Origin of the sequence: Burkholderia sp. KCJ3K979 (genome assembly GCF_016759955.1) — a bacterium.
Classification (GTDB): Bacteria; Pseudomonadota; Gammaproteobacteria; order Burkholderiales; family Burkholderiaceae; genus Burkholderia; species Burkholderia orbicola.
Map to the genome: position 1 here is coordinate 11,743 of NZ_JACFYV010000063.1, position 21,026 is coordinate 32,768.

A 21,026-nucleotide genomic window follows, 5' to 3' on the forward strand; every position below is an offset into this window, starting at 1 on the left:
CGCCACAGGGCAAAATACGGGTTTTCCGCACCCGCGAGGGCGCGTTCGAATCACGCGCCGGGCGGCGTCAGTGCGCATGCCGCACGCCGCCGCCGGGCGCCCAGGCAAGAAACGCTCGCCGTGCTGCGAGCCCACAGGAGTCCAGACCCCATGCCCGAATCCAACCTGTCCTTCTTCGGCCGGCTGTCGCTGGCCGTCGGCACGTTCTTCTCCGTGCTCGGCAATCGCGAGTTCGCGGCCGACGTACTGCGCGTGCGCGATGGCGCGCCGGCACCCGTTGCACCCGTCCCGACCCCGGCACCCGCTGCCGCGCCCGTCGCACCCGCGCCGGTGAAGGCGCCGGCCCCCGAGCTGCGCGAAGCGAGCCCGCAGGCCGCCCTGCAACTGCTCGGCCTGCTGCAACGCGATGCGCGCTTCATCGATTTCGTCGAGGAAGACATCGCCGGCTACGCGGACGCCGACATCGGCGCGGCCGCGCGCCTCGTGCACGACGGCTGCCGCGCCGCGCTGCGCGAACACTTCACGATCGTGCCGGTGCGCGACGAAGCCGAAGGCAGCCGCGTGACGCTGCCGGCCGGCTTCGACGCGACGGCCGTGCGCGTGACCGGCAACGTGGTCGGCTCCGCGCCGTTCACCGGCACCGTCAGCCATCGCGGCTGGCGCGTATCCGACGTGCGCCTGCCGAAGCTGACGGGCAGCCACGACGCATCGGTGATCGCACCGGCGGAGGTGGAACTGTGAGCGATCCGCGCTATTCGATCGGTATCGACCTCGGGACGACCCATTGCGCGCTGTCGTACGTCGACAGCAGCACGAGCGACGGCGAAAAGATCGTGCAGCAGGTGCTGCCGATCCCGCAACTGACCGCGCCCGGCGCGCTGGAATCGCGCGACCTGCTGCCGTCGTTCCTCTACCTGCCGCATGAAAGCGAACTGACCCAGGGCGACCTGACGCTGCCGTGGACGGCCTCACGCGCGTTCGCGGTCGGCGAGATGGCGCGCACGCGCGGCGCCGGCACGCCGATCCGCCTCGTGTCGAGCGCGAAGAGCTGGCTGTGCCACCCGGGCGTCGACCGTCGCGCGGCGATCCTGCCGAGCGATGCGCCGCCGGAAGTGGCGCGCGTGTCGCCGCTGGAAAGCTCGATCCGTTATCTCACGCACCTGCGCGAAGCGTGGGACCACGCACATCCCGACGCGCCGTTCGCCGACCAGGACGTGACGGTCACGATCCCCGCATCGTTCGATCCGGCCGCGCGCGAACTGACGGCGGAAGCCGTGCGGGCCGCCGGTTACTCGCGGATGACGCTGCTGGAAGAGCCGCAAGCGGCGCTCTACAGCTGGATCCAGAAGAGCGAAGGCGGCTGGCGCAAGCAGGTACAGGTCGGCGACCTGATCCTGTGCGTCGACGTCGGCGGCGGCACGACCGACCTGTCGCTGATCGCGGTGGTCGAGCGCGACGGCAATCTCGAACTGCATCGCGTGGCCGTCGGCGAGCACATCCTGCTCGGCGGCGACAACATGGACCTCGCGCTCGCGCACGTGGTCGCGCGCAAGCTCGCGCAGCAGGGCACGCAGGCCGATCCGTGGCAACTGCGCGCGCTGACCTACGCGTGCCGCGCGGCCAAGGAAACGCTGCTGTCCGATCCGACGACCGACGCGGTGCCGCTCGTCGTGCCGAGCCGCGGCTCGAAGCTGATCGGCGGCTCGATCCGCACCGAGCTGACGCGCGCGGAACTCACGCAGACGATCCTCGAAGGCTTCTTCCCGCAGGTCGATGCGGCCGCGCGCCCGGTGAGCCGCGCGCGTGTCGGCCTGACGCAGCTCGGCCTGCCGTATGCGCAGGACGCCGGCATCACGCGCCATCTCGCGGCGTTCCTCGGCCGCCAGGTCGCGGCGCTCGACACGCTCGAAGGCGTGCAGCGCACGCTGCCGCAGGGCGCGACGTTCCTGCATCCGACCGCCGTGCTGTTCAACGGCGGCGTGTTCAAGTCGACGCTGCTCACGCAGCGCGTGCTGGACACGCTCAACAACTGGCTCGCCGCCGAAGGTGCGCCGCCCGCGCGCCTGCTCGAAGGCGCCGATCTCGATCTCGCGGTCGCGCGCGGCGCGGCGTACTACGGCTACGTGAAGCGCGGCCGCGGCGTGCGCATTCGCGGCGGCACGGCGCGTGCGTACTACGTCGCGATCGAATCGGCGATGCCCGCGGTGCCGGGGCTCGAGCCGCCGGTGCAGGCGCTGTGCGTCGCGCCGTTCGGGATGGAGGAAGGCTCGGACGCGGCGCTGCCGCCGCAGGAGTTCGGCCTCGTCGTCGGCGAACCGGTGCAGTTCCGTTTCTTCGGGTCGTCGGTGCGTCGTCAGGACCAGGTCGGTACGCTGCTCGACTACTGGTCGCCGGAAGAGCTGCAGGAGCTGGAGGAAATCCAGGCGACGCTGCCCGCCGAAGGGCGCACCGTCGGCGAAGTCGTGCCGGTGAAGCTGCATGCGCGCGTGACCGAAGCCGGGACGCTCGAACTCGAGGCGATCCCGAGCGGCACGAACGAGCGCTGGAAGGTCGAGTTCGACGTGCGCGGCGCCGCCTGAGCGCGATGAAGCGTTATACGGTCGGCATCGACCTCGGCACGAGCAATACGGTCGTCGCGTACGTCGAGGCCGGTTCCGACGCGATCCGCGTGTTCGACGTCGAGCAACTGGTCGGGCCCGGCGCGGTGGCCGCGCAGCCGTTGCTGCCGTCGGTGCGTTATCACCCGGCGGCGGGCGAGCTGCCGCCGGACGCGCTGCGGCTGCCGTGGGCGGCTGATCCGAAGGCGAACACGAAGGCGAGCGCGCAATCGGCCAAGACCGATGCGCCGCCGGCCGTGATCGGCCGCTATGCGCGCACACTCGGCGCGCAGGTGCCGGGCCGGCTCGTGTCGAGCGCGAAGAGCTGGCTGTCGCACGCCGCGGTCGACCGGCTCGCGGCGATCCTGCCGTGGGGCGCGGCCGATGGCGTCGACAAGGTGTCGCCGGTCGATGCGAGCGCGAGCTATCTCGCGCATGTGCGCGACGCGTGGAACGCGCGTTTTCCCGATGCGCCGCTCGCGAAGCAGGACGTGATCCTGACGGTGCCCGCGTCGTTCGACGACGGCGCGCGCGCGTTGACCGTCGAGGCCGCACGGCGCGCGAAGCTGCCGGCGCTGCGGTTGCTGGAAGAGCCGCAAGCCGCGTTCTACGACTGGCTGTACGGCCAGCGCGACATGTTGCGCGACACGTTCGCCGCGGCGCGGCGCGTGCTGATCTGCGACGTCGGCGGCGGCACGACCGACCTCACGCTCGTCGACGTCGCGCCGGGTGACGACGGCGAACCGACCTTCACGCGGGTCGGCGTCGGCAATCACCTGATGCTCGGCGGCGACAACATGGATCTCGCGCTCGCGCGCCTGGTCGAGTCGCGGCTGACCGAGCCCGGTACGCGGCTGTCGGCCGCGAGCCTGTCGCAACTCGTCGAGCGCTGCCGTGCGGCGAAGGAGCGGCTGCTCGGCGACGACGCGCCGGCGTCCGTCACCGTCACGCTGCTCGGCGCGGGCAGCAAGCTCGTCGGCGGCGCGCGTTCGGCCGAGCTGACGCGACAGGAAGTCGAGCAGATCGTCGTCGACGGGTTCTTTCCGCGGGTCGAGGCCGGCGAATTGCCGCGCCGTGCGCGCGCGGCGATCGTCGAATTCGGCTTGCCGTATGCGAGCGACGCGGCCGTCACGCGCCACGTCGCCGCGTTCCTGAAGCGTCATGCGGAAGGCCCGCTGCCGGACACGCTGCTGCTCAACGGCGGCGTGTTCCGCGCGGGCGCGCTCGCCGGCCGTGTCGCGCAGACGCTCGGTACGTGGCGCGGCGCACCGCTCGACGTGCTGCACAACGCGCATCCGGACGTGGCCGTCGCGCGCGGCGCGGTGGCCTACGGGCTTGCGCGCGCCGGCCATGCACCGCGCATCGGCGGCGGCTCCGCGCGCAGCTATTTCCTCGTGCTCGACGATGGCGCCGAGGGTGCTGTCGCGCGCGGCGTCTGCCTGCTGCCGCGCGGCGCGGAAGAGGGCCGCGAGATCCGGCTCGACGATCGCACGTTCGCGCTGCAACTCGGGCAGCCGGTGCGCTTTCACCTCGTATCGACGGTGGCCGACACGAAGTACCAGCCCGGCGATCTCGTCGATCTCGACGGCGGCGATTTCGTGCGGCTGCCGCCGATCGCGACGGTCGTCGACGCGAAGGCGGGCAGCGACGCGCGCGAAACGCCGGTGAAGCTCACCGCGTCGCTGACGGAGGTCGGCACGCTCGAAATGCATTGCATCGCGACCGACGACGTGGCGCGCCGCTGGCGGCTCGAATTCCAGTTGCGCGGCGATGCGCCCGTGCAAGGCGACGATGCGGCGCTCGCGCGGCATCCGCGGCTCGACCAGGCGCTCGAGCTGATCGAGCGCTCGTTCGGCAGCAAGGCCGCGGGCGTGACGCCGAAGGACACGCGCCGGTTGCGCGCGCAACTCGAACAGGTGCTCGGCGCGCGCGAAGAGTGGGACGTTGCGCTCGCACGCGAACTGTTCGACGCATTGCTCGCGCGGGCGCGGCGGCGGCGTCGCTCGGCCGATCACGAGCGCGCGTGGCTGAACCTGGCCGGGTATTGCCTGCGTCCGGGTTTCGGTCATCCGCTCGACGCGTGGCGCATCGAGCAGCTGTGGCCGCTGTTCGACGACGGCATTCAATACGTGACCGACGCGCAGGTGTGGTCCGAGTGGTGGACGCTGTGGCGGCGCGTGGCCGGCGGCCTCGACGACGACGCGCAGACGCAGGTGCGCGACGCGATCGCGTTCCTCGAACCGTCCGACGACAAGCGGCGCAAGTTGCCGTTCGATCCGGCCAAGGTCGGGCCGGCCGACATGACGCGGTTGTCCGCGTCACTCGAACGGCTGCCCGTCGAGCGCAAGGTCGAGCTGGCCGAGCGCCTGATCGCGCAATTGCAGAAGCCGGCCGATCGCGCATTGTGTGCGTGGGCGCTCGGGCGGATTGGCGCAAGGCGGCCGTTCTATGGCAGCGCGCACAGCGTCGTGCCGGCGGATGTCGTCATCGGCTGGCTCGATGCGCTGTTCGCGCTCGACTGGAAACAGGTCGAGCCGGCTGCGTTCGCGGCTGCACAGATTGCGCGGATGACCGGCGACCGTTCGCGCGATTTGCCGGACGATACGCGTGAAGCCGTCATCAAGCGCTTGTCGGCGGCGAATGCATCGGCGGCGTGGATCGACATGGTTCGTGAAGCGATCGCGTTCGATGAAGCCGATACGGTGCGGGTGTTCGGCGAAACGCTGCCGGCCGGGTTGAAGCTGCTGGGCGGGTGAGCGTGCGAGCGAATTCGTCTACACACCGGGCGGTTGAGGGATGCCGCTGCCACTACATCGAGACACAAGAACATAACGATATGCACGATGCTTTCACCGACCTGGATATGGGCGATCCGGGGGCCTTTTACCCCGCAGTATTCGAACGTTTCGAGAAATTCGTTCTCGCAGCGTCGCCTGTCGATACCGTGGACATCACGCGTGTCGTGAAGCAGTTTTTCTGCAACTGCTTCGCACCGAAATACGATGTTCACTACTCGGGAGAAAAAAGCGCAGAGTACCTTGTCGACGTCCTGGTGACGACGTTTCAGCCGAAGCGCGTTATCAGTCAAGACAGGAAAATGACGTGCGCGATCGATGCATTTCGTGCCGTACTCGCGGTCGAGTCGGAACTCGGTGGCGTCAGCGCGTCGTCGGCGGGGCCCCTCATGAGAAACGTCATCGAGGACTATCTGAAGCTCCTGTTCATTCGATGCCGGTATCGAGTGATGATCTTTACATCGTTGCCCTATGCAGCGGAGCCGGGCGATTACGTCGAGAACAGAGCGAACACGATGAGGGACATATACTCCCGAACGGATGGGGTCACGGGCGGCGCGTTGCTGATTCATCTCGCGGGCGCGAGCGACAGGGGGACGTCGGCACAGGTGAAAGTGACGATTTCCCCTGGCACGATTCGCGGTTTCATCATCTCGGAGGACGGGAGTGCGATCGACGAAATTCGAATCGCCGATACCGATACCGAGGCGATGGCGCCGTTGTCCCACAACTGACGGCGGCACATTCGTCGCGGCGTCGCGCTCCCAGCGGATCCCGAGTGGTTCGGCCGTCCTACGCTACCGTCCGCCGCGCAAGATGAATCCCTGCGAGCATGCAGCGCACCGACCCGCCGGCCAGTTCGATCGTCGGCACGTCGAGCGGTAGCAGTCGCGCGGAGCGTTCGATCGTCACGCGCTGCTCGCCGGTCAGACAGTCGAACGCGCGCCGCGACAGCGCGAGCACGCGCCCATTCTTCCCCGACAATTCCAGCGTATTGCCCGCGAAATTCGCGATTTGCGACGGATCGAGCGCGATCACCGCGCGCCCCGTTTCGCTCAGGCGTTGCGCGATCTCGCCACGGCGGCGGCTGTCGGCGATCAGGTCGAGGCCGACCATCGCGAACTCGGTCGCGACGCTCATCATCACGTTCGTGTGATAGATCGGCCGCCCGTTCGCATCGGCCGTGTCGAAGCAGATCGGCTCGAAATTGAAGTGCGTGCAGAAGCGTTCGAGCGCGACCGGATCGGCTCGGCGCGAGCGCGCGGTGTACGCGATCCGTGCGACGTGATCGAGCACCATCGCGCCGGTGCCTTCCAGGAACACGTCGTCGTATTCGAGGCCCGAGTAATCGATCACGTCCTGCACGCGGTACTCGGCCTTCAGCATTTCAATGACGTCCGCGCGCCGCTCGCGGCGGCGGTTCGGGCTGTGCATCGGATACAGCGCGACATGGCCGCCCGGATGCGTCGAGAACCAGTTGTTCGGGAACACGGAGTCGGGCGTGTCGCGCTCGCCGTGGTCGTCGAACACATGCACGCGCACGCCCGCATCGGCGAGCGTCTGCGCGGCGGCCGTGACTTCGTCGCGCGCGGCGGCCGACACCGCCGACATGTCGTGCGAACCGCCTGCGGCCGTGCGCTGGAACGCGTTGTCGGCCGCGGTCTGCGGGTTCGGCACGAAGCGGTGCGGCCGGATCATCACGACGGTGGACGGCGCCTGGATCGATACGAGATTCATGGAAGTCGAAAGCGAAGGGCAGAAAAACGGGCGGCGCGCGCGGGCCGCCCGTGCATGACGGTCAGCGCTCGAACGCGGCGACGGCTTCGGTCACGAACGCCGCGTGACCGTGCGCGATCGCGGCCGGGTCATCGATCAGCGCGAACAGGTTCTTCGGATCGACGGCCGGCGGAATCAACGCGATCTCGACGCCCGCGTTGTGCTGCTGCGCGAGCGCGTACAGGTAGCGCAGCGCCGAGTAATCCTCCAGCGCGAAGCCGACCGAGTCGAACACCGTGACTTCGTCCGCGCGCTCGCGGCCGGTCGTCTCACCCTGCAGCACGCGCCACAGTTCGGTCACCGGGAAATCGGCCGGCATCTGCTGGATCTCACCCTCGATACGCGACTGCGGCTCGAATTCGACGAACACGCGGCCCGCGCGCAGCACGCCCGCTTCGAGTTCGGTCTTGCCCGGGCAATCGCCGCCCACTGCATTCACATGCATGCCGGGCTCGATCATGTCGGCCGTGACGATCGTGGCAAACGCCTTGTCGGCGGTGACGGTCGTCACGATGTCGGCGCCGCGCACCGCGTCGGCGGTCGAGGCGGCGCGCACGATGCGCAAGCCGGGGTACGCGGCGAGGTTCCGCACGAGCTTGTCGGTCGCGTGCGAATCGACGAACACGCGAATTTCGTCGATGCCGAGCAGCGTGTGGAATGCGATCGCCTGGAATTCGCTTTGCGCGCCGTTGCCGATCAGCGCCATCGAGCGCGCATCGGGCCGCGCGAGCACCTGCGCGGCGAGCACCGACGTGGCGGCCGTGCGCAGCGCGGTGGTCAGCGTGAGTTCGGCGAGCAGCAGCGGGTAGCCGGTATCGACTTCGGCGAGCGCGCCGAACGCCATCACCGTGTGCATGCCGCGCGCCGCATTGACGGGGTGGCCGTTCACGTACTTGAACGCGAACAACGACGCGTTCGCCACAGGCATCAGCTCGATCACGCCGTCGCGCGAGTGGCACGCGACGCGCGGCGACTTGTCGAAATCGGCCCAGTGCAGGTAGTCGGCGCGCAGCGTGTCGACCAGTTCGCGCAGGAACGTCGTGACGCCGGTTTGGGCGATCAGTCGGGCGGTGGCGGGAGCGTCGAGGAAGCGAGTCATCGGTCTGTCTCCATATTCGCTGCCGGTACGGGGGTCCGGCGTTCTGGTCGACCGGGCGGGGCTTCGGCGCGAATCCGGGCTTCCTGGAAAGGCAGCGGCGCGGCGGGTCGGCCGGTCGATGGAGTCATTATTTCCGCGAGTCGAGCCAACAAAAAGACGGCAAAAGTGGCAGATTTATCGATAGACTTAGCAAATTGCCAGCCAATTCCGGCAGTTTGATCAATTCAAGCTGGCCGGCATGCGCCGCCTCCGGCACGCTGGCGGCCGGTTCACGTTCAACAGGAAAGCCGTTCATGATCACGCTCGACGACGTCGACCGTCAGCTCATCGCGCTGCTGCGCGACAACGCGCGACTGCCTGTCGTCGCGTTGGCGAAAGAATTGCGCGTGGCGCGCGCGACCGTGCAAAACCGGCTCACGCGGCTCGAGAAGAACGGCGTGATCGTCGGCTATACGGTGCGGCTCAAGCCGGCTGCCGAACGGCACCGGATTCGCGCGCTGATGTCGATCGCGGTGCAGGGCAATCGCGGCGCGGAGGTGGTGAAGGTGCTGCGCGGGCATCCGAACGTCGCGTCGATCCACAGCACGAACGGGCGCTGGGATCTCGTCGCCGAACTGCATGCCGATTCGCTCGAGCACTTCGATCGTGTGCTCGGCGCGATTCGCCTGATCGACGGGATCGCCAATACCGAGACGAGCATCCTGTTGTCGACGCACAAGGCGTGACGCGGGCAGGGCCGCGCCACGTTCCTGCGCGCGGTCAGGCGCCGGCCGCCGATTCCGGAAACACCGGCTCGCCGAGCGTCAGCATCAACCGGTTCGCCCACGCGAAGATCGCGATCGCGTGCGACAGGTCGAGAATCTCCTCATGCGTGAGCCCTTCGGCTTCGAGCGCGGCGATGTCGCTTTCGCCGATCGCGTCGGGCCGTTCGGTCAACGCGATCGCATAGCGGACGATCGCACGTTCGCGCGCCGTCGTGCCGGCCGTCGCCGGATCGTCGAACACCTGTTCGATTGCATCGGTGCGTTTCGCGAGTTGCGCGAAGCGCTGCGCATGCACCGATGCGCAGTACACGCAGCCGTTCACGCGCGACACAGCCGTGCTCGCCAGTTCACGCTCCGCGCGCGACAGCCCGCCGGGGCCGTACATGATCGCGTTGAACACGCCCGAGCGTTGCCGCAGGATCTCCGGCAGATGGACGAGCAGCAGGTAATAGTCGGAGGTTTTCGCTTGCGGATGGCTCGCTTCGAGCACCGCGAGCTGTTCGGGCGTCGCGGCGTCGAGCGAGACCGTGTCGAGCCACGCGCGCCAGCCGAGCGTGTCGGACGTGAAGCCGTGAGTGGCCGTCGTCATGCGGCCTCCCTGGCGGCACGTGCGTGAAGTGCCCGCGCGGCAGCGGCGACACGCAACTGATACGCGACGAACGCGACGAGCTGCGACAGCGCGACGATCGCGGGGGTCGTGAGTCCGGCCGATTTCAGCGCGTCGAGATCGGATGCGCGCGCGTCGACCGGCGCGTGCGTCAGGCGCTTCGCGTGCAACAGGATCGCGCCGAGGCGGCGCGGCAGTGCGTCGAGCGCGTCGGCATCGGCTCGTTCGATGTCGGCAAGCGTGCCGCCTGCGTCGAGCAATCGGGCGCGATAGATGTCGGCCAGCGCGTGTGCATTCGACTGCCGCGCGACATACCGTGCCGCATGCAGCCGCTCGATCAGCGAAAGATCGGGCAGCGTGGGATCGAACAGCGCGGCTTCGCTCAGTTGCGTCGGAAGCAGCACCTTGTCGCGGGCGCGGCGCAGCGCGGCGACGGCGTCGCCTTCCCGCAGGCCGGCTGCCGCATCGATCGTATCCGGCACCGCGGCCGGCGTGAGGGAGTCAGTCATCGGTTCGGTGTTCCTTCATCGTCAAAGTGATCGAGGGCATCGGCGTCGCGCCATTCGTCGCCTTGCAGTTCGGCATTCGCGTAGGCGACGAGCGCGTCGTAGTGGCGGTCGCGATCGGCATCGAACAGCCGGCTCGCAATGCCGCGTGCGAGCCGCTGCGCGCCGGCGCTGATCGCCGGGATGTCGCCGGACAGCTTGCCGTGGCTCAGGCTCGCCGCATGGTTGAAGCAATGGATGCGCGTGACGGCCGGGCACGTGCCGCGCTCGCGCTCCTGAAACGCGAACGCGGGGCCGAGATCGGGCGACTCGGCGAGCTCGTCGAGCCACAGCGCCGGGTCCGGCTGGTAGCGATCCTTCCAGCGCCGCACGTGCGCGCCGAACGACGCGAATTCGTCGCGCGTCGTCCAGTCCGAATGAAAGCCCGTCGCGAAGATCAGGAAATCGACCGTGTAGCGGCCGCGCGGCGTCGTCACGTCCAGCCCGTCCGCATGGTCGGCGAGCGTCTCGATCGGGCTGCCCGCATGGAAATGCGCATGGTCGTGGCGCGAGACGCGCAGCACGCTGTCGCGCGGCGGCGGCGTCTGCGACGTGAGCGCGTAGTGCATGAAACGCCACTTCGTCGCGTCGTCGAGATCGGCATAGCCGTGCACGAGGCCCGGGCTGCCGATGCCGGTCAGCTTGTTGATGCGCGGAATGTCCGCGCGACGGAAGAACAGGTCGACGCGCGCGGCGCCCGCTTCGAGCGCGGTGCCCGCGTTGTCGAACGCGGATGCGCCCGCGCCGACCACGCCGACACGCTTGCCGGCGAGCGCGGCGAAATCGATCGGCTCGGACGAATGGGCCCAGCGCGAGCGCGGCGTGCGCTGCGCGACGGGCGGCACGTACGGGCCGCCGAGACCGTCGCGGCCGGTTGCGAGCACGACGTGCCGCGCGAGCAGCGTCTGCGCTTCGCCGTTGCCGTGCACGTCGAGCGCGAGCAGCCCGTCGTCGCGCGGGCGCAGCGCGACGAGCGTCGTGTCGTTGCGCACCTGCAGGTCGAGCACGCGCCGATACCAACGCAGATACTCCATCCATTGCGGGCGCGGAATCTTGTAGAGCGCGTCCCACGCGTCGCGGCCGTATTGCGCTTCGAACCACGCGCGGAACGTCAGCGCGGGCAGCCCGAGCGCGGGGCCCGCAAGCTGCTTCGGCGAACGCAGCGTCTCCATCCGCGCGAACGTGACCCACGGGCCTTCGTAGCCGGCCGGCGCGCGGTCGATCACGCACTGGTTGTCGATGCCGAGCAGGCGCAGTTTGGCGGACGCCGCGAGCCCGGCCATGCCACCGCCGACGATCGCCACGTCGAGCACGCGCACGCCGTCCGCTTCGCGCGGCGGCACCCACGACGGCGCGGGCAGGTCGAGCCAGCGCAGGTCCTGCGCGAGCCGGGCTTCGAGTGCGTCGAGCTGGGCCGTCATGCGGCCTCCGGGCGCGCGCGGCGCGCACGGGTCGGGCGAGGCGGTCGCGCGGTGCGGTCGGTGCGCAGCCGGTCGCCGCGCAGCAGCGCATCGTGCGCGGCCGCGTCGTGAAAGATCACGTCGTGGAGCAGCGTGCGCGTCGTGCGATGCAGCGCGTCGAGCAGCGCATCGACGGCCGCCGTGCGCGCCTTGCCGGCCGGCGTCGCGACGCCGAACGCGAACGGAATGTCGACGTCGAGCGCGCGCGCGACGACACCCTCCACGGGCAGCGCGACCCCGGTGGCCGGATCGACGATGCCGATCCCGATGCCCGCGCGCGCGGCCATCACCGCATTCAGCGACGCATTGGTTTCGATGAACACGCGCGCGTCGACCCGTGCGGCCGCGAATGCGGCATCGATCCGCTGGCGCAGCCGGTGCCGGTTCGCGACCGTCACGATGCGGCGTCGCGCGAGGTCGCGCAGCGCGATGCGCGGCTTCGCCGCAAGCGGATCGTCAGCCGGCAATACGGCGACGCAGGGCGTCTGCGCGATCCAGTGCACGTCGAGCCCGGCATGCGCCATCGGCAGCGTGACGACGCCGACATCGGCCGTGCCGGCCAGCACCTCGTGCACGACATGCTCGGCCGATTCGCTGCGCAACTGGTAGTGCGGCGCGTGCGCGTCGTCCGGCAGCGCGGCGAGCACGGCCGGCACGAGCGTGGCCGCGAGCGACGGCGTGGCCGCGATGCGCACGGGTTCGGCGGTTTCATCGCCGAGCGCGCGGGCCCGCGCCTCGATCGCGCGCAGCCCAACGAGCGAGCGTTCGACTTCCTCGTACAGCAGGAACGCGCGCCGCGTCGGCGTGACGCGCGGGCCGTGCCGGTCGAACAGTGCGTAGCCGAGATCGGCTTCGAGTTCCTGGATCTGCCGCGTGACGGCCGGCTGCGAGCGGCCGAGCAGTTCGCCCGCGCCGGTCACGCTGCCGGCCGACATGACCGCGGAAAAGGCTTCGAGTTGATGCAGCTCCATGACGCGTTCCGATGATGCAATTTGCGCATTGTAGGAGCGTGAGCATGCATGATTCATATAATGATTTTTGCTATCGACAGCGGGAAAACTGCGAAGGGCGCGACCGACGCGGCGGCCGGCCCTGCGCGCATGCGCGCCGGTTGTGCGGGGTGACGAGAACGAAACGCCAATCGAATCAACGCGATGCGATGCATGCCCGCATGTCGGTCGAGGCAGCGGGCATTCACGTCGATCGCGAACGTCATCCGCTTCGCGCCGCCTGCGATATCGATATGCACAAAACTTCGTTGGAACGCTATGACCCGGATGGTTACATGCCCTCACTCTTTTCGATTGACTGAAGCTGGGGGACGCATGAACGTTTCGGGGAACGACGCACGCGGCGCATGGCGGCGCGTGCTGGGCACGGTGGCGGCGCTCGCTGCCGCATGGGGTTTGTCGACGGGCGGCGCGCTCGCGGCCGGGGTGTCCGGGGAGCCGGTGGTGATCGGTGTGAGCGGGCCGCTCACGGGCCAGGACGCGCAGTACGGCGAGCAGTGGAAGCGCGGCTTCGATCTCGCGCTCGACGAGATCAACGGCAGCGGCGGCATTCACGGCCGGCCGCTCGCGATCGACTTCCAGGACAGTCGCAGCGATCCGCGCCAGGCGGTGGCGATCGCGCAGAAGTTCGTCGCCGATCCGCGCATCGCGATCGAGCTCGGCGATTTCTCGAGCGCGACGTCGATGGCCGCGTCGCCGATCTATCAGCGCGGGCAACTGATCCAGTTCGGCTTCACGAATTCGCACCCGGATTTCACGAAGGGCGGCGACTATCTGTGGAGCACCGCGCTGAGTCAGGCCGAGGAACAGCCGCTGCTCGCACGCTACGCGGTGAAGGAACTCGGCTTCAAGCGGATCGCGGTGCTGTATCTGAACACCGACTGGGGCCGCACCAGCAAGGACATCTTCGCGAAGGCGGTGACGGGGCTCGGCGCGCAGGTCGTCGCGGCCGAAGGCTACCAGCCGGCGGAGAAGGATTTCCGCTCGACGCTCGTGCGCATCGGTGAATCGAAGCCCGATTCGATCGTGCTGATCTCCTATTACGCCGACGGCGCGCAGATCGTGCGTCAGGCGCGCACGTCGGGCGTGGCACTGCCGATCGCGGCGGTGGGCTCCGTGTATTCGCCGAAGTTCCTCGAACTGGGCGGCACGGCCGTCGAAGGCGTCTATACGGAATCGAACTTCTTCCCGGCCGAACCGCGCCCCGAGGTGCAGGCGTTCGTGCAGCGCTATCGCGCGAAATTCCACGCCGATCCCGATTCGTTCGTCGCGCGTGCTTACGATGCGCTGATCCTGTCGGCCGAGGTGCTGCGCCGCTACGGCACGACGCGCCAGGCCGCGCACGACGGCTTCGCGAAGATCAGCGACGTGCCGAGCGTGATCTTCGGCAAGGTGCGCTTCGATCCGCAGACGCGCCGCGTCGCCGGCGCGCGCACGGTCTATCTGGTCGTGAAGCAGGGGCAGTGGGCGCTGTGGGACGGCGCGAAGCCGCAACTCGCGGCGCGCTGAACCCGACATGAACCGCCTGCACCTGACGGACGCATCGTGATGGCTTCCTGGCTCGACTACACGCTCAACGGCCTCATCGTCGGCAACATCTACGCGCTGCTCGCAGTCGGGCTCGCGCTGATCTTCGGCGTGTCGCACCTGATCAACTTCGCGCACGGCTCGGTCTACATGGTCGGCGCGTTCATCGGCTGGCTGTGCCTGACGCGCTTCGGGCTGCCGCTGCCGGTCGCGCTCGCGGCGGTCGTGGTCGGCTGCGGCGCGCTCGGCATCGCGATCGAACGGATCGGGCTGCGGCCGCTGCGCCATGCCGCGCGCATCGCGCCGCTGCTCGCGACGATCGGCATCAGCTTCATCCTCGATCAGCTCGCGCAACTCGCGTTCGGCGCGGACCCGCGCGCGGTGCCGACGCCGCTGCCCGACTGGCACGTGCGGATCGCCGGCGCGACGCTCGGCTCGCTCGACTTGCTGATCGCCGGCATCGGCATCGCGGCGGCCGCGCTGCTGTACGGCTTCCTGCGCTTCACGCGGCTCGGCTGGGCCGTGCGCGCGACCGCGCAGGATCGCGACGCGGCGCTGCAGATGGGCGTCGACGTCGATCGCGTGAACCAGACCGTGTTCGCGATCGCGTGCGCGCTCGGCGGCGTGAGCGGGCTGCTGGTCGGCATGTACTACAACAGCATCGATCCGGCGATGGGTTTCCAGGCGACGCTGAAGGGCGTCGTCGCGCTGCTGATCGGCGGCCTCGGCAACGTGCCGGGCGCGATCGCCGGCAGCCTGCTGCTCGGTCTCGTCGAAAGCTACGGCGTCGCGCTGTTCGGCACCAGCTATCGCGACCTGTTCGCGTTCGGGCTGCTGATCGTATTCCTCGTGTGGCGGCCGAACGGCTTGTTCAGCGCGAATCGCACGCTGCCGCCCGAGCCGATGACGGGCACCTTCCTCGCCGCCGCGAAAGCGGTGCGCGTGCCGCGCCCGCTGCTCGTCGCGCTGATCGCGGCGGCGGCCGTGCTGCCGTGGCTCGGTGCATCGCCGTACGTGCTGCAGACGCTGACCAACGCATGGCTGTACGGGCTGCTCGCGCTGAGCCTCACGCTCGTCGCGGGCACGGTCGGGCAGATCTCGCTCGGCCACGCCGCGCTGCTCGTGATCGGCGCGTATGCGTCGGCGCTGCTGTCGTCGGATCTCGGCTGGTCGCCGGCCGTGACGATTCCGTGTGCGGGCGTGATCACCGCCGTGCTCGGCACGCTGCTCGTCTATCCGGCGTTCCGGCTGCGCGGGCACTACGTGTCGATCGCGACGCTCGGCATCGGCGAAGTGGTGAGTCTCGTGATCCTGAACTGGGACGGCCTGACGCGCGGCCCGCTCGGCATCACCGGCATCGCGCCGCTGCCGTGGGCGACGACCGCGCGCGCCGCGTACTGGTTCACGTTCGCGGTGCTCGTCGTATTCGCGCTCGTGCAGGTGCGGCTGCTGCGTTCGCATCTCGGCCGCACGCTGCGCGCGGTGCGCGAGGACGACGTCGCCGCGCGTGCGCACGGCATCGCGCCGAACCGCTACAAGGCGATCGCGTTCGCGGTCGGCGGCGTCGCGGCCGGCGTGAGCGGCGGGATCGCCGCGCATCTGTACAGCTACATCAATCACCAGACCTTCGATTCGCAGGTGTCGATCCTCGCGTTGACGATGGTGATCCTCGGCGGGCTCGGCAACGTGCTCGGCGGCATCGTCGGCGCGATCGCGCTGATCGGGCTGCCCGAACTGTTCCGCTGGGCGGCCGATTACCGGATGCTGATCTACGGCCTCGTGCTGCTGCTGCTCGTCCGGTTCCGGCCGCAGGGCCTGCTCGGCACGGTGTGAGGAGGAATGCGATGACCACCACTCGACCCCTGCTCGACGTGCAGGGTTTGACGCGCCGCTTCGACGGCGTGACCGCGCTCGACGGCGCGAGCCTGACACTGGCCGACGGCGAACTGCTGAGCGTGATCGGCCCGAATGGCGCGGGCAAGTCGACGCTGTTCAACCTGATCGCGGGCGCCGACCGGCCCGACGCCGGCCGCGTGACGTTCGACGGCCGCGACATCACTGGCACCGCGCCGGAACGGCTCGCGGCGCTCGGCATCGCACGCACGTTCCAGCACGGCCGTGTGTTCGGCAACCTGAGCGTGCTCGACAACGTGCTGATCGGCGCGCATGCGCGGCTGCGTGCGGCACGGCCGGGCTGGCCGGCGCTCGGCGCGGCCGCCGAAGTGCTGCGCGCGCTCGTGCGGCCCGCGTCGGTGCGGCGCGAGGAAGCCGAACTGCGCGAAGAAGCGCGCGCGATCGTTGCCGGGTTCGGCGAACGGCTCACGCCGCGCATCGATCATCCGGCGCACAGCCTGTCGTATGCGAACCGGCGGCGCGTGGAGATCGGCCGCGCGCTCGCGCTGCATCCGCGCCTGCTGCTGCTCGACGAGCCGACGGCCGGGATGAACGAGACGGAGACGGCCGAGATGCTGCAACTGATCCAGTCGCTGAAGGCGCGCGGGCTGACGATCCTGTTGATCGAGCACAAGCTGGAACTCGTGATGCGCGTGTCCGACCGCGTGATGGTGCTCGACAACGGCGTGAAGATCGCCGAAGGCGTGCCGCGCGACGTGCGGCACGATCCACGCGTGATCGAAGCCTATCTCGGCCGCCGCCACGCGGGCGGCGCGGCCACCGAGCATTCCGCGCAGGCGGCCGCATGACCGTGCAATCTTCCGTGCCTGATACGACCATGACCGACGCGCTGCTGAAACTCGAACATCTCGACACGTTCTACGGACCGGTGCAGGTGCACTTCGACGTGAACTTCGAGGTCGGCCGCGGGCAGATCGTCAGCCTGCTCGGCGGTAACGCGAGCGGCAAGTCGACGACGATGAAGCTGATTCTCGGGCTGATGCGGCCGAAGCGCGGCGTCGTGCGTTTCGACGGCGACGACGTGACGGCGCTCGCGACGCCGCAGCGCGTGCGGCGCGGGATCGCGGCCGTGCCCGAGGCGCGGCGTCTGTTCGGCGACATGAGCGTGCGCGAGAACCTGCTGATGGGCGCGTACACGCGCGGCGATCGCGTGGAGGTGAGCGAAGACTACGAACGCGTGCTCGACCTGTTTCCGCGTGTGCGTGAACGGCTCGCGCAGCGCGCGGGCACGCTGTCGGGCGGCGAGCAGCAGATGCTCGCGATGGCGCGTGCGCTGATGGCGCGGCCGAAACTGATCTGCATGGACGAGCCGACGATGGGGCTGTCGCCGCTCTACGTCGACAAGGTGCTGGAGCTGATCGACGCGATCAACAAGCAGGGCGTGACGGTGTTCATGGTCGAGCAGAACGCGAGCCTCGCGCTGGAGATCGCTCACTATGGGTACGTGCTGCAGACGGGGCGCGTCGTGCTGGAAGGACCGGCGAAAACACTGCTCGACGATGAGCGCGTGCGCGATGCGTATCTCGGCGGGGAGGCGGTGGCGGTGTAGGCGGGTCAAGCAGGTGCTGCCAAGCGCTGTCGAATGTGGAGTAGATTGGCGTTCTGTCGCGATCGACACCACGGAGAGCACCGCGCCATGTTGACCTATTCCATCCAGAAAGTCGGCTACGACTTCAATCAACTCGATCAGCAGAGCGCGACCGACTATGCATCGTTCGTTCATGCGTTCGATGCGTTCCCTTGGGTGGCCCAGCACGTCGAATGGAACGAGACGCAGGACGGCCCGCTGCCGGCGCTCGTGCTGCAGCATGCCGACGATCAGCGTGAGCTGTGGGTGACTGCGTTGACGGATGCGCATTCGGACGGCTTCCAGCTGAATGCGGTGTCCATGCGGATCAAGAAGGGGTTGTTCGGCATCGGCAAGGGCAAGCTGGAGCAGCACGTCGACACGATCGACGTCAGGAAGCGCGTCGACGTCGATGCGTTGTGCCGGTTGTTCTGCGACCGCCAGTATGACGAACTGGATCAACGGGTGGCGCGGTATGCGCAGCGCAACGCCGACGACGATCGGGACAGCGACGACTGAACGCGTGTCGCCGCGGTGGAATTCAATCGAGCGTGCGTGCGCCGGGTCTGAGGTTGCTTAAGCGTCGCTTGCAGCGTGCCTCGCCGCCGCACGCGGAAACGTCAACACCACCGCAAACCCGCCCGCATGGGGAAACGCGAACCCCACGCGCCCGCCGTGCGCCTTCATCACTTCCTGCACGATTGCGAGCCCGAGGCCGGACCCCGTGCGCCGCTCGCTGCCGTCCGGCGCGATCCGCACGAACGGTTGCAACGCCGCGTCCCAGTGCTCGCGCGGTATCCCGCGCCCGTTGTCGGTGACGGTCAGCGTCACCGATTGATCCGCGTTACCGATGGTCGCGACCGCCACGACGATGTCATCCGCATGCCCATGCAGCAGCGCGTTGTGCAGCACGTTCGACAGTGCTTCCTGAAGACTGATCGCATCGCCGTCTATCCACGCATGCGGCGCGTCGCTCGCGAACGCAACGGCCACATCGCGCTCGCCCGCGAGCGGAATCGTGCGGCCCAGGACCTCTTTCGCGAGCGCGACGAGGTCGACCGGTTGCAGCGGCACGGCCTCGGTGCGATGAATCACCATCGCGTGATTGAGCAACTGCCCGGTGAGCCGGCCGACGTCCGACGAGGTCGCACGCAGCGCATCGAGCCGCGCCGCGTGACGCGCGGGATCGGATTCGCCGTCGAGCAGCTCGATCTGCGCGTCGAGCCGCGCGAGCGGCGTGCGCATCTGGTGTGCGGCGTCGGCGATGAAGCGCTGCATCGCGTTGATCCGCTCGGCGAGGCGGTGCATCAAGCCATTGATCGACCCGATGATCGCGTCGATTTCGCTCGGCGTATCGACGGCCACGGGTCGCAGGTCGGCCGGGTCACGCGCGGCGATGATCGCGCCGATCTGCGCGAGCGGGCGCAGGCCGCGCCGGATCGCGAGGCCGCTTGCGCCGATTGCGAGCACGCTCATCAGCAGGATCAATGTCCACACCTTGAAGCTCATGTCATTCGTCAGTTGCTGGCGCGCGTTGGTTGTCTGCGCAACCGTCACGAGCGCCCAGCCCGGCGTACTTTCCTCGGGCATGTAGCGCGCGATCGTCGCGGTGCGGACCCGATGCCCCTGATAGACGGCATTCGCGAACGCCGGACCCTGTTTGGCGGCGGCGAGCGTCGCGGGGTTCGCGAGATCGTGGTAGCCGGCCACGACCACGCTGCGCGAATCGACCACCTTGTAGTAGACGAGGTCGTAGCGCGACAGCGTCGACAGCGCGGCCACCGGCGGGTTCAGCGCGAGCACGCCGCCTTGCACGTAGAGGTTTTCCGCGACCTGGATCGACGCGCCGGCGAGCAACTGATCGTATGCGCGTTCGGCGGCGACGCCCGCGTAGTAGCGCGCGATCGCCGCGAGCGCGAGCGCGCCGGTCGCGACGACGAGCGCGATGAACAGCAGCGTGCGCCCGAACAGCGTCTTCGGGAACCAGTCAATGCGCGGCAATCTGATACCCCATTCCGCGGGCGGTGCGGATCTCGACCGAGCTGCCCTGCAGCTTCTTGCGCACGCGCGTCACGTATTGCTCGACCGCGTTCGCGGTCGGCTCGTTGCCGAAGCTGAACAACTGGTTCAGCAGTTCTTCCTTCGAGAAGATGCGCTGCGGGCGGCTCGCGAGGATTTCGAGCAGCGCGAATTCCTGGCGCGACAGCGACAGCGGCTGGCCGTCGAGTTCGGCGAGGCGGCTGCTGCGGTCGATCACGAGTCCGCCGAGCGTCAGCACGTCGTTCGCGTGGCCGCTGTTGCGGCGCAGCAGCGCCTGCACGCGCGCGTCGAGTTCGCGGTAGTCGAACGGCTTCACGAGGTAGTCGTCGGCGCCGAGGCCGAGGCCGCTCACGCGGTCGTCGATCGCCGAGCGCGCGGTGACGAGCAGCACGGGCGTCGTGCTGCCCGACGCGCGCAGGTGGCGCAGCACTGTGAAGCCGTCCATGCCGGGCAGGTTCGCATCGAGCACGACGAGATCGAAGCGCTCGACGCGCAGCAGCCCGTTCGCGGTCGCGCCGTCGGTTTCGAGATCGACGGCGTGGCCGAGCCGGGCCAGCCGGCTGCGGATCGCCGCGCCGATTTCGGCATCGTCCTCCACGACGAGAATGCGCATGGTGCCGTTTGCAGGTAGGTGAATTAGGGGTTTTCCCGGGGCCGGGATGTCAGCATTTTCTCAGACTCGGCCGATAACCTGTGTCGAGCCGGAAGCAGGATGCAAGGACGGCATTAATACCAGAAATATTCAAGGAGACGGCAACATGCAGCATGTCACGGGCACGACGAACGCGCGCCACGGCGCCACGCCGGCCTGCGCGTGGCCGCTGGCCGTCGGCCGCACGGCGGCACGCGCATGACGACGTCGCCGCGCCGCCGCGCGTTGATCGCAGCCGGGCTCGGCGTGCTGGGCGGGCTCGGGGCGCCGGCGCTGGTGCGCGCGAAGCCGCGCACGGTGCGGATCTCCAAAGGCTATGGCGTGCTGTACCTGCCGTTGCTCGTGATGGAGAAGCAGCGGCTCTTCGAGCGGCACGCGGCGCGTCACGGCGTGCGCGACGTCGCGGTCGAATGGGTACTGCTCGACGGCGGCAATTCCGTCAACGACGCGATGATGGCCGGCACGCTCGATTTCGCGGGCGCCGGCGCGCCGGGTTTCATCGAGCTGTGGGCGCGGGCGCGCGGCATTCCGAACGTCGAGGTGATCGGCATCAGCGGGCTGTCGACCACGTCGCTGTCGCTGAACGCGAACCGCGCGGGCCTCGCATCGCTGCGCGACTTCACGTCGTCCGACCGGATCGCGGTGCCGGGCATCCGCACGTCGCTGTCGGCGG

At 68.9% G+C, this 21,026-nt stretch carries 20 protein-coding genes and 1 pseudogene; 12 read left to right on the forward strand and 9 right to left on the reverse strand.

The features are described 5' to 3' along the window. Window positions 1-150: 150 nt before the first annotated feature. The 4 genes from H3O04_RS16005 (at window position 151) to H3O04_RS16020 (ending at window position 6,126) form a co-directional block, all read left to right on the forward strand. Complete coding sequence (locus H3O04_RS16005) at window positions 151-741, forward strand: DUF2760 domain-containing protein (RefSeq protein ID WP_027807116.1); 591 nt, start codon at window positions 151-153, stop codon at window positions 739-741. After that, window positions 738-2,579, forward strand: coding sequence for an Hsp70 family protein (locus H3O04_RS16010; protein ID WP_202588047.1), 1,842 nt, complete (start codon window positions 738-740; stop codon window positions 2,577-2,579). Before H3O04_RS16005 ends, H3O04_RS16010 begins: the two co-directional genes overlap by 4 nt. 5 nt (window positions 2,580-2,584) lie before the next feature. Next, window positions 2,585-5,353 carry an Hsp70 family protein gene (locus tag H3O04_RS16015; RefSeq protein WP_202588048.1) on the forward strand — a complete coding sequence of 923 codons (2,769 nt, stop codon included), beginning with the start codon at window positions 2,585-2,587 and terminating at the stop codon, window positions 5,351-5,353. A gap of 80 nt (window positions 5,354-5,433) precedes the next feature. Further along, window positions 5,434-6,126, forward strand: coding sequence for a hypothetical protein (locus H3O04_RS16020; RefSeq protein WP_202588049.1), 693 nt, complete (start codon window positions 5,434-5,436; stop codon window positions 6,124-6,126). Between the two features lie 58 nt (window positions 6,127-6,184). Here the strand turns inward: H3O04_RS16020 and ctlX are convergent, their stop codons facing one another. The 3 genes from ctlX to H3O04_RS16035 form a co-directional block, all read right to left on the reverse strand. Then, window positions 6,185-7,129, reverse strand: coding sequence for a citrulline utilization hydrolase CtlX (gene ctlX, locus H3O04_RS16025; RefSeq protein WP_202588050.1), 945 nt, complete (start codon window positions 7,127-7,129; stop codon window positions 6,185-6,187). A gap of 61 nt (window positions 7,130-7,190) precedes the next feature. Further along, complete coding sequence (locus H3O04_RS16030; RefSeq protein ID WP_202588051.1) at window positions 7,191-8,267, reverse strand: ornithine cyclodeaminase; 1,077 nt, start codon at window positions 8,265-8,267, stop codon at window positions 7,191-7,193. A gap of 127 nt (window positions 8,268-8,394) precedes the next feature. Further along, the gene (locus H3O04_RS16035) at window positions 8,395-8,562 is read right to left on the reverse strand and encodes a hypothetical protein (protein WP_202588052.1); all 168 of its coding nucleotides are present in this window, start codon (window positions 8,560-8,562) and stop codon (window positions 8,395-8,397) included. Here H3O04_RS16035 and H3O04_RS16040 point away from each other — a divergent pair. Beyond that, on the forward strand, window positions 8,561-8,992 hold the full coding sequence (locus tag H3O04_RS16040; RefSeq protein ID WP_006479718.1) for an Lrp/AsnC family transcriptional regulator: 432 nt from the start codon (window positions 8,561-8,563) through the stop codon (window positions 8,990-8,992). The two genes, H3O04_RS16035 and H3O04_RS16040, sit on opposite strands and share 2 nt — an antisense overlap. A gap of 34 nt (window positions 8,993-9,026) precedes the next feature. Here H3O04_RS16040 and H3O04_RS16045 read toward each other — a convergent pair whose 3' ends face one another. Genes H3O04_RS16045 through H3O04_RS16060 form a run of 4 tightly spaced genes read right to left on the reverse strand, consistent with a single transcriptional unit; the run spans window position 9,027 to window position 12,614 of the window. Then, entirely contained in the window at window positions 9,027-9,620 is a 594-nt protein-coding gene (locus H3O04_RS16045; protein WP_023476118.1) for a peroxidase-related enzyme, read from the reverse strand. Then, the gene (locus H3O04_RS16050; protein WP_202588053.1) at window positions 9,617-10,147 is read right to left on the reverse strand and encodes a CMD domain-containing protein; all 531 of its coding nucleotides are present in this window, start codon (window positions 10,145-10,147) and stop codon (window positions 9,617-9,619) included. Before H3O04_RS16050 ends, H3O04_RS16045 begins: the two co-directional genes overlap by 4 nt. Beyond that, window positions 10,144-11,604: an NAD(P)-binding domain-containing protein gene (locus H3O04_RS16055; RefSeq protein WP_202588054.1), complete on the reverse strand. Its 1,461-nt coding sequence runs from the start codon at window positions 11,602-11,604 to the stop codon at window positions 10,144-10,146. Before H3O04_RS16055 ends, H3O04_RS16050 begins: the two co-directional genes overlap by 4 nt. Further along, window positions 11,601-12,614, reverse strand: a complete 1,014-nt coding sequence (locus H3O04_RS16060) for a LysR family transcriptional regulator (RefSeq protein WP_202588055.1) — start codon at window positions 12,612-12,614, stop codon at window positions 11,601-11,603. The genes H3O04_RS16055 and H3O04_RS16060 overlap by 4 nt, the downstream gene beginning before the upstream one ends. Window positions 12,615-12,658: 44 nt before the next feature. Between H3O04_RS16060 and H3O04_RS16065 the strand changes: the two genes are divergently transcribed. From H3O04_RS16065 to H3O04_RS16090, 6 genes are all read left to right on the forward strand, one after another. Continuing rightward, window positions 12,659-12,955: a hypothetical protein gene (locus H3O04_RS16065; protein WP_237666306.1), complete on the forward strand. Its 297-nt coding sequence runs from the start codon at window positions 12,659-12,661 to the stop codon at window positions 12,953-12,955. Window positions 12,956-12,968: 13 nt separating this feature from the next. After that, window positions 12,969-14,162, forward strand: a complete 1,194-nt coding sequence (locus H3O04_RS16070; protein WP_034174957.1) for an ABC transporter substrate-binding protein — start codon at window positions 12,969-12,971, stop codon at window positions 14,160-14,162. A 39-nt stretch (window positions 14,163-14,201) separates the two neighbouring features. Next, window positions 14,202-16,013, forward strand: coding sequence for an ABC transporter permease (locus H3O04_RS16075; RefSeq protein WP_077218087.1), 1,812 nt, complete (start codon window positions 14,202-14,204; stop codon window positions 16,011-16,013). An 11-nt stretch (window positions 16,014-16,024) separates the two neighbouring features. Further along, window positions 16,025-16,882: an ABC transporter ATP-binding protein gene (locus H3O04_RS16080; protein ID WP_027812358.1), complete on the forward strand. Its 858-nt coding sequence runs from the start codon at window positions 16,025-16,027 to the stop codon at window positions 16,880-16,882. Further along, window positions 16,879-17,643 carry an ABC transporter ATP-binding protein gene (locus H3O04_RS16085; RefSeq protein WP_027812359.1) on the forward strand — a complete coding sequence of 255 codons (765 nt, stop codon included), beginning with the start codon at window positions 16,879-16,881 and terminating at the stop codon, window positions 17,641-17,643. Before H3O04_RS16080 ends, H3O04_RS16085 begins: the two co-directional genes overlap by 4 nt. Before the next feature lie 87 nt (window positions 17,644-17,730). Then, complete coding sequence (locus H3O04_RS16090) at window positions 17,731-18,180, forward strand: hypothetical protein (RefSeq protein WP_202588056.1); 450 nt, start codon at window positions 17,731-17,733, stop codon at window positions 18,178-18,180. Window positions 18,181-18,237: 57 nt separating this feature from the next. Here the strand turns inward: H3O04_RS16090 and H3O04_RS16095 are convergent, their stop codons facing one another. Both H3O04_RS16095 and H3O04_RS16100 read right to left on the reverse strand, forming a co-directional pair. After that, window positions 18,238-19,662 (reverse strand): sensor histidine kinase, encoded by a 1,425-nt coding sequence (locus H3O04_RS16095; RefSeq protein ID WP_202588057.1) that lies wholly within the window; start codon window positions 19,660-19,662, stop codon window positions 18,238-18,240. Then, entirely contained in the window at window positions 19,649-20,314 is a 666-nt protein-coding gene (locus H3O04_RS16100; RefSeq protein ID WP_006479706.1) for a response regulator transcription factor, read from the reverse strand. The genes H3O04_RS16095 and H3O04_RS16100 overlap by 14 nt, the downstream gene beginning before the upstream one ends. Window positions 20,315-20,551: 237 nt before the next feature. On the opposite strand from H3O04_RS16100, the pseudogene H3O04_RS16105 reads away from it, so the two are divergent. After that, window positions 20,552-21,026: pseudogene (locus tag H3O04_RS16105) on the forward strand (ABC transporter substrate-binding protein); the annotation flags it as partial.

What these genes read in the sequence shown, in the direction of transcription:
- H3O04_RS16005 (WP_027807116.1), top strand. Translation starts at nt 151, where the DNA reads ATGCCCGAATCCAACCTGTCCTTCTTCGGCCGGCTGTCGCTGGCCGTC.
- H3O04_RS16015 (WP_202588048.1), top strand. Translation starts at nt 2,585, where the DNA reads ATGAAGCGTTATACGGTCGGCATCGACCTCGGCACGAGCAATACGGTC.
- H3O04_RS16020 (WP_202588049.1), top strand. Translation starts at nt 5,434, where the DNA reads ATGCACGATGCTTTCACCGACCTGGATATGGGCGATCCGGGGGCCTTT.
- ctlX (WP_202588050.1), bottom strand. Translation starts at nt 7,129, where the DNA reads ATGAATCTCGTATCGATCCAGGCGCCGTCCACCGTCGTGATGATCCGG.
- H3O04_RS16030 (WP_202588051.1), bottom strand. Translation starts at nt 8,267, where the DNA reads ATGACTCGCTTCCTCGACGCTCCCGCCACCGCCCGACTGATCGCCCAA.
- H3O04_RS16040 (WP_006479718.1), top strand. Translation starts at nt 8,561, where the DNA reads ATGATCACGCTCGACGACGTCGACCGTCAGCTCATCGCGCTGCTGCGC.
- H3O04_RS16035 (WP_202588052.1), bottom strand. Translation starts at nt 8,562, where the DNA reads ATGAACGGCTTTCCTGTTGAACGTGAACCGGCCGCCAGCGTGCCGGAG.
- H3O04_RS16045 (WP_023476118.1), bottom strand. Translation starts at nt 9,620, where the DNA reads ATGACGACGGCCACTCACGGCTTCACGTCCGACACGCTCGGCTGGCGC.
- H3O04_RS16050 (WP_202588053.1), bottom strand. Translation starts at nt 10,147, where the DNA reads ATGACTGACTCCCTCACGCCGGCCGCGGTGCCGGATACGATCGATGCG.
- H3O04_RS16055 (WP_202588054.1), bottom strand. Translation starts at nt 11,604, where the DNA reads ATGACGGCCCAGCTCGACGCACTCGAAGCCCGGCTCGCGCAGGACCTG.
- H3O04_RS16060 (WP_202588055.1), bottom strand. Translation starts at nt 12,614, where the DNA reads ATGGAGCTGCATCAACTCGAAGCCTTTTCCGCGGTCATGTCGGCCGGC.
- H3O04_RS16065 (WP_237666306.1), top strand. Translation starts at nt 12,659, where the DNA reads ATGCATGATTCATATAATGATTTTTGCTATCGACAGCGGGAAAACTGC.
- H3O04_RS16070 (WP_034174957.1), top strand. Translation starts at nt 12,969, where the DNA reads ATGAACGTTTCGGGGAACGACGCACGCGGCGCATGGCGGCGCGTGCTG.
- H3O04_RS16075 (WP_077218087.1), top strand. Translation starts at nt 14,202, where the DNA reads ATGGCTTCCTGGCTCGACTACACGCTCAACGGCCTCATCGTCGGCAAC.
- H3O04_RS16080 (WP_027812358.1), top strand. Translation starts at nt 16,025, where the DNA reads ATGACCACCACTCGACCCCTGCTCGACGTGCAGGGTTTGACGCGCCGC.
- H3O04_RS16085 (WP_027812359.1), top strand. Translation starts at nt 16,879, where the DNA reads ATGACCGTGCAATCTTCCGTGCCTGATACGACCATGACCGACGCGCTG.
- H3O04_RS16090 (WP_202588056.1), top strand. Translation starts at nt 17,731, where the DNA reads ATGTTGACCTATTCCATCCAGAAAGTCGGCTACGACTTCAATCAACTC.
- H3O04_RS16100 (WP_006479706.1), bottom strand. Translation starts at nt 20,314, where the DNA reads ATGCGCATTCTCGTCGTGGAGGACGATGCCGAAATCGGCGCGGCGATC.